This is a genomic window from uncultured Parasphingorhabdus sp. (assembly GCF_963677535.2).
GTDB lineage: Bacteria > Pseudomonadota > Alphaproteobacteria > Sphingomonadales > Sphingomonadaceae > Parasphingorhabdus.
Window position 1 is genome coordinate 49,089 of the sequence record NZ_CAXXUT010000003.1, and the last position, 14,343, is coordinate 63,431.

The window sequence follows — 14,343 nt, forward strand, 5'->3', positions numbered from 1 at the left end:
AAAATCAGCTTTTGCGAACCAGCCGGGCAATGAAGAACCCATCCACATGGCCCTGTTCGGCGAGCGTATCGGGCAGCGTCCGGACACAGCCGGATTCGGCTGGCGCGACACCCGCGGGCAGCTCTTCGGCACGGACGGGATCGATAGCAAATTCGTCGTGGCGCTCGAGAAAGGCCTCGATCTGCTCCTCGCCCTCTTCCGGCTCGAGCGAGCAAACGGCGTAAACCAGCAGCCCACCAGGCTTCACCCAAGCGGCTGTGCGGTCGAGCAAGGCGCGCTGCACTTCGGCGCGGTCCTCGATCTGGCGGGAGCCGATGCAGTGCAGCACATCCGGGTGACGCCGGTAGATGCCGGTGGCGCTGCACGGCGCATCGAGCAGGACCGCGTCGGCGGGCTCCGCCGGCTCCCACCGCATCAGATCGGCGATGATTTGCTCGGCCTGCAACCGGGTGCGTTTCAGATTGTCCTGAAAGCGCTCCATTCTTTTGGCGCTATTGTCGACCGAGACGGTTTTCCAGCCGGCGCTGGCCAGCTGCATGGTCTTGCCGCCGGGGGCTGCGCAAAGGTCGAGAACCGTGCTCCCCTCGCCCTCCCCGAGCAGACGCGCAGGGATAGAGGCAGCGAGATCCTGTACCCAGAAAGCGCCGTCATCAAAGCCGTCGAGCGCCGTAACTGGAACAGTTGGAAGCATCCTGAGATGTTTCGGGGCAAGCTTTTCACCCTCCAGCGTGCCGATATCACCGGACCGGAAGCTGAGGTCGAGCGGCGCAGGCTGTGCCCAGGCCCGGCACGCGGCATTGGCCACATCTTCACCCCATTTGCTGGTCCAGCGGTCCAGCGTTTCCCCGGGAATTTCCGGATATTCCGGCAGTTTCAGCTTGCCCGATTCGATCCCGCGCATGACGGTCGAAAAGACACCGTGCACCAGCCGGCGCGGGCCGCCATGGACCAGCGGCAGGGCGGTCGAAATCGCGGCATGTTGCGGCGTGTCGAGGATCAGCACCTGCGCCAGCGCGATGCGCAGCGCCATCCGCGCCTTCGCGTCGTCGGCCAGCCGGTTGCGGGTCGCGCTGTCGATCATCGCGTCGAGCGCGCTCATCCAGCGCAGCACATTGGCGGCGATATTATGCGCCAGCGCCTTGTCCGACGGATTGGACAATTTGCCCGTAGCCGCAGGCATCGCCTGATCCAGCGTCTCGCCGCGCCGGCAGACGGCGTCGAGCAGGCGAATGGCGGACTGTCGCGTAGCGAGGCCGGGGACTTTATTGTTGGGCTGGTTCATGTTCATTCCGCGATAATTGGGCTTGCAGAACCCGGATGGTTCGCTCTGCCCCACCGCATAGACCTTCCCGCGTTTCGATCAAGCTTTTGGGTCGAGCGCAGCCGCACCGATAGAACGCAATGATGAATAGACGAAGCTAGAAATCGGCGATGAGCGCGAGTCCGTCCATCCTTGTCGGAACATCACGATACACCTTGTCCATGAGGTTGTGATCTACATCACTCTCCCGCTCGCGAGTCACGCTAGGTCGACATCTGGATTGGTTCAGGGGGCCTGCAACGATGACTATCTCGCTCAACGCGGCTGCGCTGCGTTCGACCGCAAGCGTGCCGCGAGAAAATTATCGGGAAAGGCAACGGATGGACCGATCCGCAATCTCGCCGATGCCAAATCAGTGAACAAACCACGTCCGTTGCCGGAATCTGGCGCGTTGCCAGCAAAGGCGGCACTTCATTCAAAAAAACAGGAACCACATATGAAAAATTCAATTGCGACCTTGACAGTTTTTGCCAGCGCTCTGGCTCTCAGTGCGTGCGGTAGCAGCAACGAAACTTCGGAAGCTTCGGAAACTGCCGCAACGGAAGAAACTGCGGAAGCAGCGACCTCGGAAGCTTGTAGCCAGGACGACATGATGGCCAAAGCCACGAAACTGGGCGAGAAAATGCAGGCTCTGGCGAGCGATCCGGAAGCGATGCAGGAAATGACCGGCAAGATGCAGGAAGTTCAGGAAAAGTTGCAAAAGGGCGCGGCGGACGGAAGCTACGGTATTGCTGAAGCTTGCGCCGTCTATGACGAGATGCTGGCCGAGTAGATCATATCAGGCGATCTGACAGGGCGGGCCAGCAGGGTTCCTCTGCCCTGCATTCGCTGAACACGGGAAAAGGGCCGGATTTCTCCGGCCCTTTTCTATGCGTGCAGAGAGCAGCAGCCAGACAATGCGATCGGCCTGTTTAGCGCGCCGCCCCGATAGACGGTATGGGCGCCCACCGATCGACGCTGATTGAATATGCCGATCAATGTGATCGCCATAATTATCCGGAAAGCCCGCGATTGGCTGTTGAATAGTGGTCCGCCACAACATATTTCAAGCATCTCAAACAGAAGGACAATTGCACGTCGAAACTGGCATGCAACAAACGCTCAAACGAAAGAAAAGGACCACCAATGGCTACCATTAACAGCAAGATTTTGCCTTTCTCCACCGAAGCATTTTATCGCGGTGAATTCGTCAACGTGACGGAAGAAGATGTCGCCGGCAAATGGGCCGTATTCTTCTTCTACCCTGCGGACTTTACCTTTGTATGCCCGACGGAACTGGAAGATCTGGCCAACCAGTATGACGCGCTGCAAGCCATGGGCGTTGAAGTTTACTCTGTCTCGACTGACACGCATTTCAGCCACAAGGCATGGCACGCAAGCTCCGACGCGATCGGCAAGATCAACTTCTATATGCTTGGCGACCAGAATCACACGATCAGCAACAATTTCGGCGTATTGCGGGAAGGCCAGGGCCTTTCGGACCGTGCGACTTTCGTTGTCGATCCCGACGGCGTCATCCAGGTCATGGAAATCACCTGCGAAGGCGTTGGCCGGAACGCGGCTGAACTGGTCCGCAAGATCAAGGCAGCGCAATATGTTCGCGCCAATCCCGGTGAAGTTTGCCCGGCAAAATGGGAAGAAGGCGAAAAAACACTCGCCCCTTCGATCGAGCTCGTCGGCAAAATCTAACCGCGACCCAATACCAACGAAAAATGCAGTGACCGGCTTCGTGCCGGTCACGCTCCCCCTTGGCTTCGACCTAATGCCAGCGAGCCTATAGCCCTGCCCTGGTCATATGAGAGAAATATCATGCCCATCATCGATCAATCCACCGCCGATCAGCTGAAAGCCTATCTGGTCAACCTGCGCCGCCCGATCCGGCTGGTCGCCACTCTGGACGACAGCGCGAAATCGGCCGAGATGAAAGAATTGCTCGAGACGATCGCCCCGATGTCCGATCTTGTGGAAGCGGATCTTAACGGGACATCAAAGCGCGTACCCTCCTTCCTGATTTCCGCGGACGACGGCAAATCCGAAGTCGAATTTGCCGGCCTGCCGCTGGGGCATGAATTTTCCTCGCTGATCCTCGCCTTGCTTCACGTCGGCGGCCATCCGCCGAAAGAGGATGAGGAGCTGCTTGAAAGCGTCGCATCGCTGGAAGGCGAATATCATTTCGAGACCTTCTTCTCGCTTTCCTGCCAGAATTGCCCGGACGTGATTCAGGCGCTCAACATCATGGCTGCGCGCAATCCCAATGTCAGCCATGTTGCGATTGACGGCGCGCTGTTCCAGGACGAAGTGGAGGAGCGCAAGGTCATGGCGGTGCCAACCGTCTTTCTGAACGGCGAGCCCTTTGGTTCGGGCCGGATGAATCTGGCTGAAATCATGGCCAAGGTCGACACCGGCGCTGCCGAGAAAGCAGCCAGCAAACTGTCGGCCAAAGAGCCTTATGATGTTCTGGTAGTCGGCGGCGGTCCCGCCGGCGCGGCTGCGGCCATCTACACGGCGCGCAAAGGCATCCGCACCGCCATCATCGCCGAACAGTTCGGTGGCCAGTTGATGGATACGATGGGGATCGAGAATTTCATCTCCGTGCCTTATACCGAAGGCCCCAAGCTGACCGCGGAACTGCAGCGGCATGTGAACGAATATGATCTGGAAGTGTTCAGCCAGCAGCGCGTCGCGGATCTGGCCCGCCCGGGCAGTGAAGGCGATCTGTTCGCGCTCACAACCGAGAGCGGCGGGTCGCTGAAGGCAAAGTCGGTCATTCTGGCAACCGGTGCGCGGTGGAAAACCATCGGCGTGCCCGGCGAAGCGGAATATCGCAACAAGGGCGTGGCCTATTGCCCGCATTGCGACGGGCCCCTGTATAAAGGCAAGCGCGTCGCGGTCATCGGCGGCGGCAACTCCGGCGTGGAAGCGGCGATCGACCTGGCGGGCATCGTCAGCCATGTCACCCTGATCGAGTTTGACAATGCAATGCGCGCCGATGCCGTGCTGCAGAAGAAAATGAACAGCCTGCCCAATGTGACCGCCATCGTTTCGGCGCAAACGACCGAAATTACAGGCGACGGCGAGAAGGTCACCGGCCTGCGCTACAAGGATCGCAACAGCGGTGAAGAGCATGACGTCGCGCTGGAAGGTGTGTTTGTCCAGATCGGTCTGATGCCGAACAGCGAATGGCTCGGCGACGTGGTGAAGAGATCTCCATACGGCGAGATCGAGATCGATCACCGCTGCGAAACGTCCGTTCCCGGTATCTTTGCGGCAGGCGACGTTACCACTGTTCCTTACAAGCAGATCGTCATCTCGATGGGCGAAGGGGCAAAAGCCGCGCTGTCCGCCTTTGACTATCTCATCCGGGCGGACGGCTAAGCCGGAGAATCGTTTCTCCGGCTTCCCGCCGACTGCTATCGCGTTGGGTCCAGCGCGCTCGGCTTGTGCCGGCGCTCGCTATCGCCGGTTGCCGCGGGCCGGTCCGACCACCCGCTGCCGCCGCCGTGCGCCATCGCCTCCAGCGCCGCGATCCGGTCTTCGGTGGCAGGGTGGGTGGAGAACATCTGGCGGACGCCGCCGGGCACAATATAGAGCTGGGATGCGGCCGGATTGCGCTCTGCAACCGGGTTGGGAATGCGGGCGGCCTGGCCGGAAATCTTGGCCAGAGCGGAAGCCAGCGACAGGGGCTTGCCGCTGATCTGCGCGGCGGCGGCATCGGCACCGAATTCGCGGGTACGACTGATCGCCATCTGCACGATCATCGCGGCAAAAGGCGCGATCAGCACGGCCATGAGACCGGCAACGCCGGCGTTGCGGTCACGGAAGAACATACCGAAATTGGCCAGCATCGAGACAGCGCCGGCGATCGTCGCGACCATCGTCATGATCAAGGTATCACGGTTCTTCACATGGCCCAGTTCGTGTGCCATCACGCCTTCGATTTCGTCGTGGCTGAGCATCTGCAGCAGGCCGGTGGTCGCCGCCACCGCCGAATGTTCGGGGTCCCGGCCAGTGGCAAATGCGTTGGGCTGGGCCTGGTCGACAATATAGACTTTCGGCATCGGCAATCCGGCCCGTTTCGACAAATCTTCTACCATTCTGTAGAATTCGGGGTGACTTTTGCCATCAATCTCTACCGCATTGTGCATTTTCAGGACGATTTTGTCGGCGTTCCAGTAGGTGAACAGGTTCATCCCCGCTGCCACCATCAGGGCGATGATCGCCCCGCCGCTGCCGCCCAGCGAATAGCCCAAGACCATGAACAGCGCGGTCAGCGCTGCCAGCAGCATGGTTGTCTTCATGAAATTCATCGTCTCTACTCGCTTGAATATGATCTTTATGGTCTCAATATAGGGTCTGCAGCGGCACGATTCAATTTGGCGGACGAGCGAAAATATGACCGATAGCGATAGAAAACCCGGCGAACGCCCTGCCCATGTCAAGGCGCCCGCCTATCTCACCCCGAGCGAGCCGGTGCCGGAACCCGATCCGCTGGAAAAGGCCGACGAAATTGCCGCCGACAAGGGCCCCACCCGCTATGGCGACTGGGAGCACAAAGGTATCGCGGTCGATTTCTGACGGGCCGCGGGGCTGCCCCCGGACGCTGCATCCCGTCCCCTTCGCCATTTAACCCTTTGCCCCACCGCGCTTTTATGGAAGGATTGCTGGCCGAAGACGGATGCGGAGCGGGAGCGATAATGTGAGCAAGGACAAGCCGGGCGCGGAGGGTGCCGAAACCATCGCCCCGGAAAACAGAAATGTCCCGACCGATGTCGCGCCGGACGCTGCCACCGAGGCGGGCAATATCGATATCAGCTTCTCGCCGGGGCTAGCTTCCTTCCTGAAAAGCAACAATATCTCCATCGGCTTTACCTCCTACCAGACCGGACGGCTCTATCTGATCGGCCATGGTCCGGACGGCAAGCTGGCGCTGCACGAAGCGGTCTATCCGCAGGCGATGGGAGTGACCGGCGATGCCAGCCGCATCTATCTCGGCACGCTGACCCAGATCGTCCGGATGGAAAATGTTCTGGCTTCCGGCCAGACCGCCAACGAGGTGCACGACAAGGTCTATGTGCCGCGCAATCTGCAGACAACGGGCAATGTCGACATTCACGAAATCGGGATACAAGAGAACGGACGGATCCTGTTCGTCAACACCCGCTTCAACTGCCTGTGCGAGCCCAGCCTGACGCACAGTTTCAGGCCGGTGTGGAAGCCCGATTTCATCAGCGAGATTATCGCCGAGGACCGCTGCCATCTCAACGGCGTGGCGATGGTTGGCGGCCGGCCAAAATATGTCAGCGCCGCCGCACGCTCGGACACTGCGGGCGGCTGGCGGGATCACCGGGACGATGGCGGCCTGATCATCGATGTCGAAAGCCATGCCATCATCGCCGAAGGCTTGTCGATGCCGCACAGCCCGCGCTTCCACGACGGAAGGGTCTGGCTGCTGAATTCGGGCAGCGGTGAACTGGGCTGGCTGGACCCGGCCGATAACAGCTTCGTGCCGCTGGCCTTTTTCCCGGGCTTCTTGCGCGGCCTCGCCTTCCACGGAGACCATGCCTTCGTCACCCTGTCGAAACCGCGCAAAGGCCATTTCGAGGGACTGGCGCTCGATGAACGGCTTGAGAATGAAAGCGAACCAGCCTGGTGCGGCCTACAGATTGTTTCGCAGGCAACCGGCGTGCCAGCGCAATGGCTGCGTTTCGATGGTGCGATTACCGAATTGTTCGATGTCTGTGTCTTGCCGGGGGTCAGGAACCCGATCACCCTCGGCCCGAATTCAGTCGAGATCCGCGATTTTCTCACGGTCGAACCGCCAGCAGGCTAATGCCCGCAGCGCCGCCTCGGGCAATTGATGCTGATAAAGGGCACAGTCCTGATCGCAGAAAAGGTCTGGCTGCGCCTATTGACCCGCCTGGGTTACATGATGCGGAAGACCGAGAATGACAGAGGATGAGTGCATTAAGCAAACTATCACCGTAATTGCAGATCAACAACGCCTGATGCAATCCGACCGACAGCGCCCGCCACGAGAGCTGTGCCGCCAAACAGCAGCCCCCCCCTGCTCCAGTAGGAGCAGTTATCAACCTTAAGCCAGCGGCACCAATAGCCACACCATCAGCGACGTCTCCGGTGGTTTCCGCATAATTGGCGATCGTCTCCCACATATTTCCATTTCCAGGACACGGCGTTTCATTTTGCGGCGAATAATTATTCAGCCAATCCATTTCCACGCGAAGCGCCGCACTTCGGACACCGAGGTTTGACTGGTTTGAGCAAGTGCACTCCGCTGATATTCCAAGTGCGTAAGGCTGCATCGCAGTAGTAGTAGCTCACGCCGCAATACTTGCATCGTAGAGCAAAGACGCCCCATACAAACGGCAGCGTCGCCGCAAGTGAGATACCCATCCCGACGACGCCACCATAGCCCGAGTAGACCACGGCCAAGAATATCAATCCGGTGACCCAGAAACCACCCTGAACAACTCGTGCGGCGACGAACTTATCGACCACGGCACGCTCCCGTAAGATCAGGCGTGGGCGGAGTGCTATACTTACCAGATACGCCGCCCCATGCACCTAACTGAGGCCCAAGCTTGCATGCTCTTCCTCCGGCTCATCAGTCTTTAGCACCGCATTTTTGACAGGATGCTTTAAAGGGCCAATATGAAAATATGTAGTCGAAGTATCTCTCCCCACATGCGCCGCACTTCCAAAAGACGGTCATAAGGATGAGGGCCACTTGACCCACAAAGACGCTCGCAACCCCAGCAATTATCAAAAGGACAAGGGCTGAAGCAAATTCAGTCGCATGTAATCCTACAATTAGAGCAGCTGTAAGTACAAGAATTGGTGCCCCAAAAATAGCGAGCGTTACCCACAGCCGTGCTTGTTCATGACTCATCACTCGCACTCCAAGTCAGCAATCGTGAAGGTCTCATTTCTCGTCTCGCCAAAGCCGAGATACCCGCCTAGCGAACCCACATTAGAACCCTTTCCTTGAGCTCCCCCAATGAGGGCAGCACCTGGAGAGAAAGCGGCTACGATGCCGGATTCATAGGTTATTCCGTCTGTCGGCTCGGGAGAAGACTGCCCGGCAACCGAAGGGCCGATGATACCAGCGCCGAAACCTGCGATGAGAGATGTGCTAATGGATATCCTCCCGGCGTCCGATGCTCGCACGCTCGAACTTCCGACGAACAGAAAGCCTAGACCGCCCCCGCCTCTCAAGCCTAGCCGCAAACCGTCACTTGGCAAAGCACCTAGGACTCGACAGACAAGGCTGTCGTCATCCTCCTTATTTTGCGGCAAATCATCCTCTCTAACTTCAGGCCCCGTGTAATTTCTTGATATCAATATTCCAACATCATTTTGAGAATTGTCTGTTAACTCCGGGCCGATAACCACAATTTCACCATATACCGGGTCGCTGCAATTTTCTCCGGTCGGACCACAAGCGATATCCATTCCCGTCGGATCCCTAGCGTTCATCGGATCATTCATCATAGCCAATAGGATCGGTCCGCAAAAACCTCCCCAAATAAGGCGAATAGGCTCGCGCCTTATAGTGATAGATGCCGATCTCGGGGATCAGTATCTGGCTCCGCTTGCCGCCATGTCCGCCGGACACAGCGCATGCTCGCGCATACTGGAACCGGCCAAGGTTGATGGCATTGGGAATGCCATAGGCGTCATAGGCGTTGACGTGGACCACATTGCCGGTCGCGTCGGTGATCGCGGAGATGCTGCCCTGCCAGTAGTCGAACATGTGACGGCGATCAGCCGGTTCTCCACATCATAGGTGAGATTGACCGACCCATCGCTGGTCAGATTGCCGTTGGCATCAAAGGTGAACGCTGATGGAGCGATAGGCTTTGAAAAAAGTTAGGCCGCTGACAATCAGCTTCTTATGGAGGCGCACTGCATCTCATAGTGCCATAGGTTCCCTATATTCTACCTAACGGATATTAGATAGAATCGGATTTATGGCTAAGTCATTGAAAAACTGGAGCGGGCGAAGAGATTCGAACTCTCGACCCCAACCTTGGCAAGGTTGTGCTCTACCCCTGAGCTACGCCCGCTCGGCGTTGCTGCGACACTCGGGTAATCACTTGGTCAGCAGCAGTTGAGGCGCGCGGTTAGCATGGGTTTTTATACCCCGCAAGCCCCAATTCACCTCTCTATCGCTACAAATGCAAAAATATCCTTGGCTTTGCCTCCTCTGACCCCACATAAAGCGCACAAGTTAAACGATTTGGGCGCGAGTCCGGGCATTTGGTCCCGCGCCATAACAGGAGCAAGATGTGGCAACAGCAGGACTGACAGTTGAAGAACAGAAAGCGGTAGAGGTCTTCCAGCGGGAGGTCGTGACACCCAGCATGGACAAGCTGGTGATTCTCGATTTCTGGGCGGAATGGTGTGGTCCGTGCAAGGCGCTGGCCCCGATGCTCGAAAAGGTCGCCGCCCAATATGCGGACAAGGGCGTCGTTCTGGCCAAGATCAATGTCGACGAGAATAAATTTATCGCTGCCCAGTTCCAGGTGCAGTCGATTCCCACTGTTTATGCGATTTTTCAGGGTAAGCCGGTGGCAGATCTGACCAGCGCGCGTTCGGAAAGCCAGCTGACCGGCGCACTGGACCAGCTGCTCGCACAATTGCCGGTCGGCGGCGGCGAAGAGCCGAAACAGGATATCGCGCCCCTACTCGCCATGGGTGAGGACGTGCTGGCCGAAGGCGACGCCGAGCGCGCCGCCGGGGTGTTCGCCCAGATTGCCGACATGGCGCCGGACAATGTCGAGGCGGTCGGCGGGCTGATTCGCGCACTGGTCGCCGCTGACCATATAGAGCAGGCGGAAGCCGCGCTGGCCGGCCTGCCGGAAGAGTTGCGCAGCGATCCGGCTATCGAACGGGCGCAGACGACGCTGCAACTGGCCAAGGACAAGCCGGACGCCGGCGCGCTGGAGGCACTGCAGGCGGCCGTAGCAGCCGATGAGAAGAATCATCAGGCGCGTTTTGATTTGGCCGGCGCGCTGATCGCCAACGGCGACCATGATGCCGCCGCAGAGCATCTGCTGTCGATCATCGCCGCCGACAGGGACTGGAACGAGGGCGCCGCGCGCCAGAAGCTGCTGTCGCTGTTCGAAATGGTTGGCCTGGAAGACGAATGGGTCGCCGCGACCCGCCGCAAGCTCAGCGCCGTGCTGTTCGGATGAGCGAAACCAAAAGGCTCTCGATTTTTCCGCTGGCCGGAGCGCTGCTGTTTCCCGGCATGCACCTGCCGCTGCATATCTTCGAGGAACGCTATCGCGCGCTCATCAATGACGCGATGGCGCGGGACCGGCAGATCGGTATGGTCCAGCCGAAAGAAGCGGGCAACCACCCGGCTTTGTTCGACGTTGGTTGCCTCGGCAAGATCATAGACATCGAGGCGCTTGACGACGGGCGTTTCAATGTTGTGCTGGAAGGGGTGGCACGGTTTCGCATCACCGAAGAAATCGATGCATCCACGGCTTTTCGTCAGGTCCGGGCCGAGATTGAGGAAGATCTCGAACGCGGCGAAGTTCTGGCGAGTGCGGAACGCGCTGCGCTGGAACTCGAATCGCGCCAGTTTGCCGAGCTGCAGGGCTATCAGGTGGACTGGGACAGTATCGGCCGACTCGACGATATGGCGTTCGTCAACGGCATTGCCCAGATCGCGCCTTTTGATGCGGCGTCGAAACAGGCCTTGCTCGAAGTCGACGGGCTGGCCAACCGCGCCGAACTGATCATCCAGCTGCTGCAGTTTTTCGGACGGCAGGACGGCGACGATAACCGGGTCACATTGCAATGAACAACCGTGCGCCTGCGCCCTCCGGCGACCGGCAGCGGCGTATCGACCCCGAACTGCTTGAAATTCTGGTCTGCCCGATGACGCGGACACCGCTTGTGCATGACGAGGAGGCAAGCGAACTGATCAGCGAAGCCGCCGGGCTTGCCTATCCGATTCGCGATGGCATTCCGGTGATGCTGGTGGAAGAGGCGCGCCGGCTATAGACCGGCCTCAAACCGGCTAACTTTTGGCCGCCAGTGAATATTCGAGAATCGATCCGGATATCAGCCCTGCTCTGCGCTGGACAAGGCTGTTCGGCGGGTTGCGAATCGCTCCGATCGTGAAATGGGTCAGGGGCAGAGGCTGCCTGCCCTCGATCATCCTGCCGAAAGTCAGCTCTGGTCGCTGTCCGCTTTCAACTGAAGGGCTTCGGCGCTGGAGGTGAGCGCATTATGTTCGGTTTCCGCCGCAAGCAAGGGAACAAAGGCAATCGCCAGTGCCACAGCCGAAAAGATGCAGCCCCAAGTCACCAGATTCCCGAGAATCAATTCTCTTTCTCTCTGGCTCAATGCCTTTTGCTGCAATCTATTCAATACGTTCATATTCACTACACTACTCTGAACTGCCAAACGCCAAGCTATCTCGTCCGCTCGGTACGGACCGTTAAATCCATCTCCGGGTTGATCCACATCATGGGAGGTAATGGATCAACCCGGACTGGAATGTCTGAACGAAGCCAAACGGGTGAAAAAACTTCCTTCAAACTGGCCCGAAACCCTGATGCAGCGAGAGAATATTGACCAGAATATTCCATTCACTCCATCCGATGACGGATTTGGTGGGAAACAGATTCGAAATCCGCAAAGCGAGACTCAAATGTTGCCGTTCCAAACCAGCCACCGCCAGGGGCTCCTTGCCGAACGCCTATGAATATGCACCGCTGGACGGATAAACATGAGTTTCAAACCGTGTCACCGTCCCCATGGTGTAACACGTTAACGTTACCCACGGAGAACCGGCAGAAATTCGGGGGAGTTAATGCTAAATTAGTGAGTTTCGTTTACGCTTTGTAGCGGTAACATCGGCTTTTACCCCTCCTTAACCCGGTGGAATATATTTGTTACCCAATGAGATCGGACAGTTAGCCATCTAGCCGACCAATCTTTTTGCCAAATGATCGCCCCTGATTTAAGATTGTAAAATGACAAAAGCCGCTTGCGACAATTTGAACGACAAAGAAAAGGAGGTTCTTCACCTTCTTTTGCTGGGCCATGATGCGAAAACCGCGGCCCAGGAGATTGACGTGACTCCCAACGTCATCAACGAACGGCTACGCTCGGCGCGGCAGAAACTGCAGGTTACGAGCAGCAAGGCGGCGGCCCGGATGCTCGCCGATCATGAAAATCTGGCACCCAAATTTTTTGTGCCCAAGAATATTGGGATTGTGCAAAAGCCGAAATCCGACGCAATTTATCCCTTGCCTGGACAACAGGCAGCGACACCGGACAGGGTCAGGGAAGTGCAATCGGCTTATCAGTCATATTCCACTTTCTCCAACTCGTTACTTTCGGTGCCGTTCCGCAAGCAGGGAGAAACGAGTAACGATCTAAGCAAGGAAGCGCGAATCTGGGCAATTGCCGACCTGTCGGTCAAACTTGCCTTCTCATTTGCCTTCGTCTGTCTCGCCGCAATGGTTGTGAGCAGGTTGCTGGATCCGAGCTGAATCTCTGTATGTTTTGTCACTATTAAGCGCCGGTACCCGCCGGCGTCCGGAGATTCACATGCTGAACCAACGTATTGAAGCCGCCCGTCCGATTGCCACCAAGATCAAGGAAGTCGAAACATCCCTCAACCTGACCATGGTCCAGATAGGCGAACTGATGAGCAACATCGCCGCTGCTCGCATGGCCCCCGGCACCCGTTTTTCGCTGACCGCAGGCGTTGATGCTTCCGAGAAGCTGATCGCGGCCGCCGCCCAGACGGCCCGGTCGTACCGCGAAGTCGTCGAGGCGCATGCGCATCTTGCAGAAGACCAGCAGGATGCCGGTCTCCGTACCGTCAGCTGGGGCGACGGACTGGAATGCCCACCACCACCTTCCGGACTGGCTGATCAGGACACCATCTATCCGCGCGCGGTTCCGAACGCGTAAGGCAAGCTGAGCTTGACCGGTCCGACATTCTTTGGTCGAGTAAGACATGGTCAGAATTCAATTATTTCAGATGCTGCTGATTTTATGTTGCGGCTACGGATTAATATGGGGCGGTCGGCCCGAGCGATATGCTGTCATCATCATAATGGTGGGCTTTCTGCTGACGATCGCGGTGGCCGCCCCTGTTTCTGAGCGTTTTTCTTACGTGGAAGTGAGAATCCTTCTCGTCGATACCGCAATGTTGGCCAGCTTTTTCTACCTTGCCCTAAACGCTGAGAGGTTTTGGACAATATGGTTATGCGCTATGCAATCGATACAGGTGCTCACGCATCTACCGATAATTATCATTCCGGAGCTGCTGCCGCAGGCCTATGGAGCGGTGGCGGCAATCTGGGCCTATCCGATGCTGATTGTGCTGGCGATCGGCACCTACCGTCATCAGCAACGGCTTCGGCAATTCGGGGCCGACAGATCCTGGAGCGACTTTTCCAGCTTGCCAAAATAGACAATGCATCGGCGGTTGCATCGGCACTGATTGCCGAGTTCGGCTCTATTGGTGCGGTTCTGCATTCCGATTCGCGGCCGGCCAAAAGCGCGACTGCCCAGGCCATTCTGTCGCTGGTCCGCGAGGCCATGCTGGTTTCTTCGAAAGACAGGATGCTGGACCGGGTTTGCCTATCCAGAGCCGATGACGTGATCGAATATCTGATTGTCGCAATGGCACGCCTCCCGGTCGAGGAAGTCCGGGTATTGTTTCTCGACAGCAAGAACCGCCTTATTCGCGACGAAGTCGTCAGCAGAGGCACAATATCCGAAGCCCCTATCTATCCCCGTGAAATATTGAAGCGCGCGCTCACCGTGGATGCCAGCGCGCTGATTCTTGCTCATAATCATCCATCTGGCGATCCCGAACCGAGCGAAGGCGATATCGACGCAACCCGCAGGCTGCTCAAGGCCGCGAAGGAACTGGGGCTGACCGTCCACGACCATATCATTGTCGGCAGCGAAGGCTGGATCAGCCTGCGCGACTGGGTGTCGTTCGAGTGACCAAAATGATGGTG

General features: G+C 57.9%; 18 protein-coding genes and 1 tRNA gene. 13 read left to right on the top strand and 6 right to left on the bottom strand.

Going from position 1 to position 14,343, the window contains the following annotated elements; translation table 11 throughout:
- Positions 1 to 4: 4 nt before the first annotated feature.
- Positions 5 to 1,282, bottom strand: coding sequence for an RsmB/NOP family class I SAM-dependent RNA methyltransferase (locus ACHZCJ_RS07180; protein WP_321325145.1), 1,278 nt, complete (start codon positions 1,280 to 1,282; stop codon positions 5 to 7).
- A 475-nt stretch (positions 1,283 to 1,757) separates the two neighbouring features.
- Here ACHZCJ_RS07180 and ACHZCJ_RS07185 point away from each other — a divergent pair, with 475 nt between their 5' ends.
- From ACHZCJ_RS07185 to ahpF, 3 genes are all read left to right on the top strand, one after another.
- A complete protein-coding gene (locus ACHZCJ_RS07185; RefSeq protein ID WP_321325147.1) occupies positions 1,758 to 2,093 on the top strand; it encodes a hypothetical protein in 336 nt (111 codons plus the stop codon).
- 353 nt (positions 2,094 to 2,446) lie between these two features.
- Complete coding sequence (ahpC, locus tag ACHZCJ_RS07190) at positions 2,447 to 3,010, top strand: alkyl hydroperoxide reductase subunit C (protein WP_159640392.1); 564 nt, start codon at positions 2,447 to 2,449, stop codon at positions 3,008 to 3,010.
- Between the two features lie 120 nt (positions 3,011 to 3,130).
- On the top strand, positions 3,131 to 4,696 hold the full coding sequence (gene ahpF, locus ACHZCJ_RS07195) for an alkyl hydroperoxide reductase subunit F (protein WP_394700066.1): 1,566 nt from the start codon (positions 3,131 to 3,133) through the stop codon (positions 4,694 to 4,696).
- Between the two features lie 35 nt (positions 4,697 to 4,731).
- Here the strand turns inward: ahpF and ACHZCJ_RS07200 are convergent, their stop codons facing one another.
- Positions 4,732 to 5,628, bottom strand: a complete 897-nt coding sequence (locus ACHZCJ_RS07200; RefSeq protein ID WP_321325150.1) for a M48 family metalloprotease — start codon at positions 5,626 to 5,628, stop codon at positions 4,732 to 4,734.
- 85 nt (positions 5,629 to 5,713) lie between these two features.
- Here ACHZCJ_RS07200 and ACHZCJ_RS07205 point away from each other — a divergent pair, with 85 nt between their 5' ends.
- Both ACHZCJ_RS07205 and ACHZCJ_RS07210 read left to right on the top strand, forming a co-directional pair.
- Positions 5,714 to 5,896 (top strand): DUF1674 domain-containing protein, encoded by a 183-nt coding sequence (locus ACHZCJ_RS07205; protein WP_159640383.1) that lies wholly within the window; start codon positions 5,714 to 5,716, stop codon positions 5,894 to 5,896.
- Between the two features lie 121 nt (positions 5,897 to 6,017).
- Positions 6,018 to 7,151: a TIGR03032 family protein gene (locus ACHZCJ_RS07210; RefSeq protein ID WP_321325153.1), complete on the top strand. Its 1,134-nt coding sequence runs from the start codon at positions 6,018 to 6,020 to the stop codon at positions 7,149 to 7,151.
- Positions 7,152 to 8,227: 1,076 nt separating this feature from the next.
- Here ACHZCJ_RS07210 and ACHZCJ_RS07215 read toward each other — a convergent pair.
- The 3 genes from ACHZCJ_RS07215 to ACHZCJ_RS07225 form a co-directional block, all read right to left on the bottom strand.
- Complete coding sequence (locus tag ACHZCJ_RS07215; protein ID WP_321325155.1) at positions 8,228 to 8,830, bottom strand: hypothetical protein; 603 nt, start codon at positions 8,828 to 8,830, stop codon at positions 8,228 to 8,230.
- Positions 8,820 to 9,092 (bottom strand): hypothetical protein, encoded by a 273-nt coding sequence (locus tag ACHZCJ_RS07220; protein WP_321325158.1) that lies wholly within the window; start codon positions 9,090 to 9,092, stop codon positions 8,820 to 8,822. The genes ACHZCJ_RS07215 and ACHZCJ_RS07220 overlap by 11 nt, the downstream gene beginning before the upstream one ends.
- Before the next feature lie 238 nt (positions 9,093 to 9,330).
- Positions 9,331 to 9,405, bottom strand: a tRNA-Gly gene (locus ACHZCJ_RS07225).
- 222 nt (positions 9,406 to 9,627) lie between these two features.
- Between ACHZCJ_RS07225 and ACHZCJ_RS07230 the strand changes: the two genes are divergently transcribed.
- Genes ACHZCJ_RS07230 through ACHZCJ_RS07240 form a run of 3 tightly spaced genes read left to right on the top strand, consistent with a single transcriptional unit; the run spans position 9,628 to position 11,356 of the window.
- Positions 9,628 to 10,536: a tetratricopeptide repeat protein gene (locus ACHZCJ_RS07230; RefSeq protein ID WP_321325160.1), complete on the top strand. Its 909-nt coding sequence runs from the start codon at positions 9,628 to 9,630 to the stop codon at positions 10,534 to 10,536.
- A complete protein-coding gene (locus tag ACHZCJ_RS07235; RefSeq protein ID WP_321325162.1) occupies positions 10,533 to 11,153 on the top strand; it encodes an LON peptidase substrate-binding domain-containing protein in 621 nt (206 codons plus the stop codon). Before ACHZCJ_RS07230 ends, ACHZCJ_RS07235 begins: the two co-directional genes overlap by 4 nt.
- On the top strand, positions 11,150 to 11,356 hold the full coding sequence (locus ACHZCJ_RS07240; protein ID WP_321325164.1) for a Trm112 family protein: 207 nt from the start codon (positions 11,150 to 11,152) through the stop codon (positions 11,354 to 11,356). The genes ACHZCJ_RS07235 and ACHZCJ_RS07240 overlap by 4 nt, the downstream gene beginning before the upstream one ends.
- A gap of 168 nt (positions 11,357 to 11,524) precedes the next feature.
- On the opposite strand, the gene ACHZCJ_RS07245 is transcribed toward ACHZCJ_RS07240, so the two are convergent.
- Positions 11,525 to 11,734 carry a hypothetical protein gene (locus ACHZCJ_RS07245; RefSeq protein WP_321325166.1) on the bottom strand — a complete coding sequence of 70 codons (210 nt, stop codon included), beginning with the start codon at positions 11,732 to 11,734 and terminating at the stop codon, positions 11,525 to 11,527.
- A gap of 100 nt (positions 11,735 to 11,834) precedes the next feature.
- Here ACHZCJ_RS07245 and ACHZCJ_RS07250 point away from each other — a divergent pair, with 100 nt between their 5' ends.
- The 5 genes from ACHZCJ_RS07250 to ACHZCJ_RS07270 all read left to right on the top strand — a co-directional run bounded on the left by ACHZCJ_RS07250 (position 11,835) and on the right by ACHZCJ_RS07270 (position 14,329).
- On the top strand, positions 11,835 to 12,062 hold the full coding sequence (locus ACHZCJ_RS07250) for a hypothetical protein (protein WP_159640239.1): 228 nt from the start codon (positions 11,835 to 11,837) through the stop codon (positions 12,060 to 12,062).
- A 271-nt stretch (positions 12,063 to 12,333) separates the two neighbouring features.
- Complete coding sequence (locus ACHZCJ_RS07255; protein WP_159640236.1) at positions 12,334 to 12,855, top strand: LuxR C-terminal-related transcriptional regulator; 522 nt, start codon at positions 12,334 to 12,336, stop codon at positions 12,853 to 12,855.
- 58 nt (positions 12,856 to 12,913) lie between these two features.
- Positions 12,914 to 13,282, top strand: a complete 369-nt coding sequence (locus ACHZCJ_RS07260; RefSeq protein ID WP_321325169.1) for a hypothetical protein — start codon at positions 12,914 to 12,916, stop codon at positions 13,280 to 13,282.
- 46 nt (positions 13,283 to 13,328) lie between these two features.
- Positions 13,329 to 13,787, top strand: a complete 459-nt coding sequence (locus tag ACHZCJ_RS07265; protein ID WP_321327834.1) for a hypothetical protein — start codon at positions 13,329 to 13,331, stop codon at positions 13,785 to 13,787.
- 107 nt (positions 13,788 to 13,894) lie between these two features.
- Positions 13,895 to 14,329 (top strand): JAB domain-containing protein, encoded by a 435-nt coding sequence (locus ACHZCJ_RS07270; RefSeq protein ID WP_321327744.1) that lies wholly within the window; start codon positions 13,895 to 13,897, stop codon positions 14,327 to 14,329.
- The last annotated feature ends 14 nt before the right edge of the window (positions 14,330 to 14,343 follow it).

Coding starts and splice junctions, on each gene's coding strand:
- ACHZCJ_RS07180 (WP_321325145.1), bottom strand. CDS start 1,282: ATGAACCAGCCCAACAATAAAGTCCCCGGCCTCGCTACGCGACAGTCC.
- ACHZCJ_RS07185 (WP_321325147.1), top strand. CDS start 1,758: ATGAAAAATTCAATTGCGACCTTGACAGTTTTTGCCAGCGCTCTGGCT.
- ahpC (WP_159640392.1), top strand. CDS start 2,447: ATGGCTACCATTAACAGCAAGATTTTGCCTTTCTCCACCGAAGCATTT.
- ahpF (WP_394700066.1), top strand. CDS start 3,131: ATGCCCATCATCGATCAATCCACCGCCGATCAGCTGAAAGCCTATCTG.
- ACHZCJ_RS07200 (WP_321325150.1), bottom strand. CDS start 5,628: ATGAATTTCATGAAGACAACCATGCTGCTGGCAGCGCTGACCGCGCTG.
- ACHZCJ_RS07205 (WP_159640383.1), top strand. CDS start 5,714: ATGACCGATAGCGATAGAAAACCCGGCGAACGCCCTGCCCATGTCAAG.
- ACHZCJ_RS07215 (WP_321325155.1), bottom strand. CDS start 8,830: ATGATGAATGATCCGATGAACGCTAGGGATCCGACGGGAATGGATATC.
- ACHZCJ_RS07220 (WP_321325158.1), bottom strand. CDS start 9,092: ATGTTCGACTACTGGCAGGGCAGCATCTCCGCGATCACCGACGCGACC.
- ACHZCJ_RS07235 (WP_321325162.1), top strand. CDS start 10,533: ATGAGCGAAACCAAAAGGCTCTCGATTTTTCCGCTGGCCGGAGCGCTG.
- ACHZCJ_RS07240 (WP_321325164.1), top strand. CDS start 11,150: ATGAACAACCGTGCGCCTGCGCCCTCCGGCGACCGGCAGCGGCGTATC.
- ACHZCJ_RS07245 (WP_321325166.1), bottom strand. CDS start 11,734: ATGAACGTATTGAATAGATTGCAGCAAAAGGCATTGAGCCAGAGAGAA.
- ACHZCJ_RS07250 (WP_159640239.1), top strand. CDS start 11,835: ATGGATCAACCCGGACTGGAATGTCTGAACGAAGCCAAACGGGTGAAA.
- ACHZCJ_RS07255 (WP_159640236.1), top strand. CDS start 12,334: ATGACAAAAGCCGCTTGCGACAATTTGAACGACAAAGAAAAGGAGGTT.
- ACHZCJ_RS07260 (WP_321325169.1), top strand. CDS start 12,914: ATGCTGAACCAACGTATTGAAGCCGCCCGTCCGATTGCCACCAAGATC.
- ACHZCJ_RS07265 (WP_321327834.1), top strand. CDS start 13,329: ATGGTCAGAATTCAATTATTTCAGATGCTGCTGATTTTATGTTGCGGC.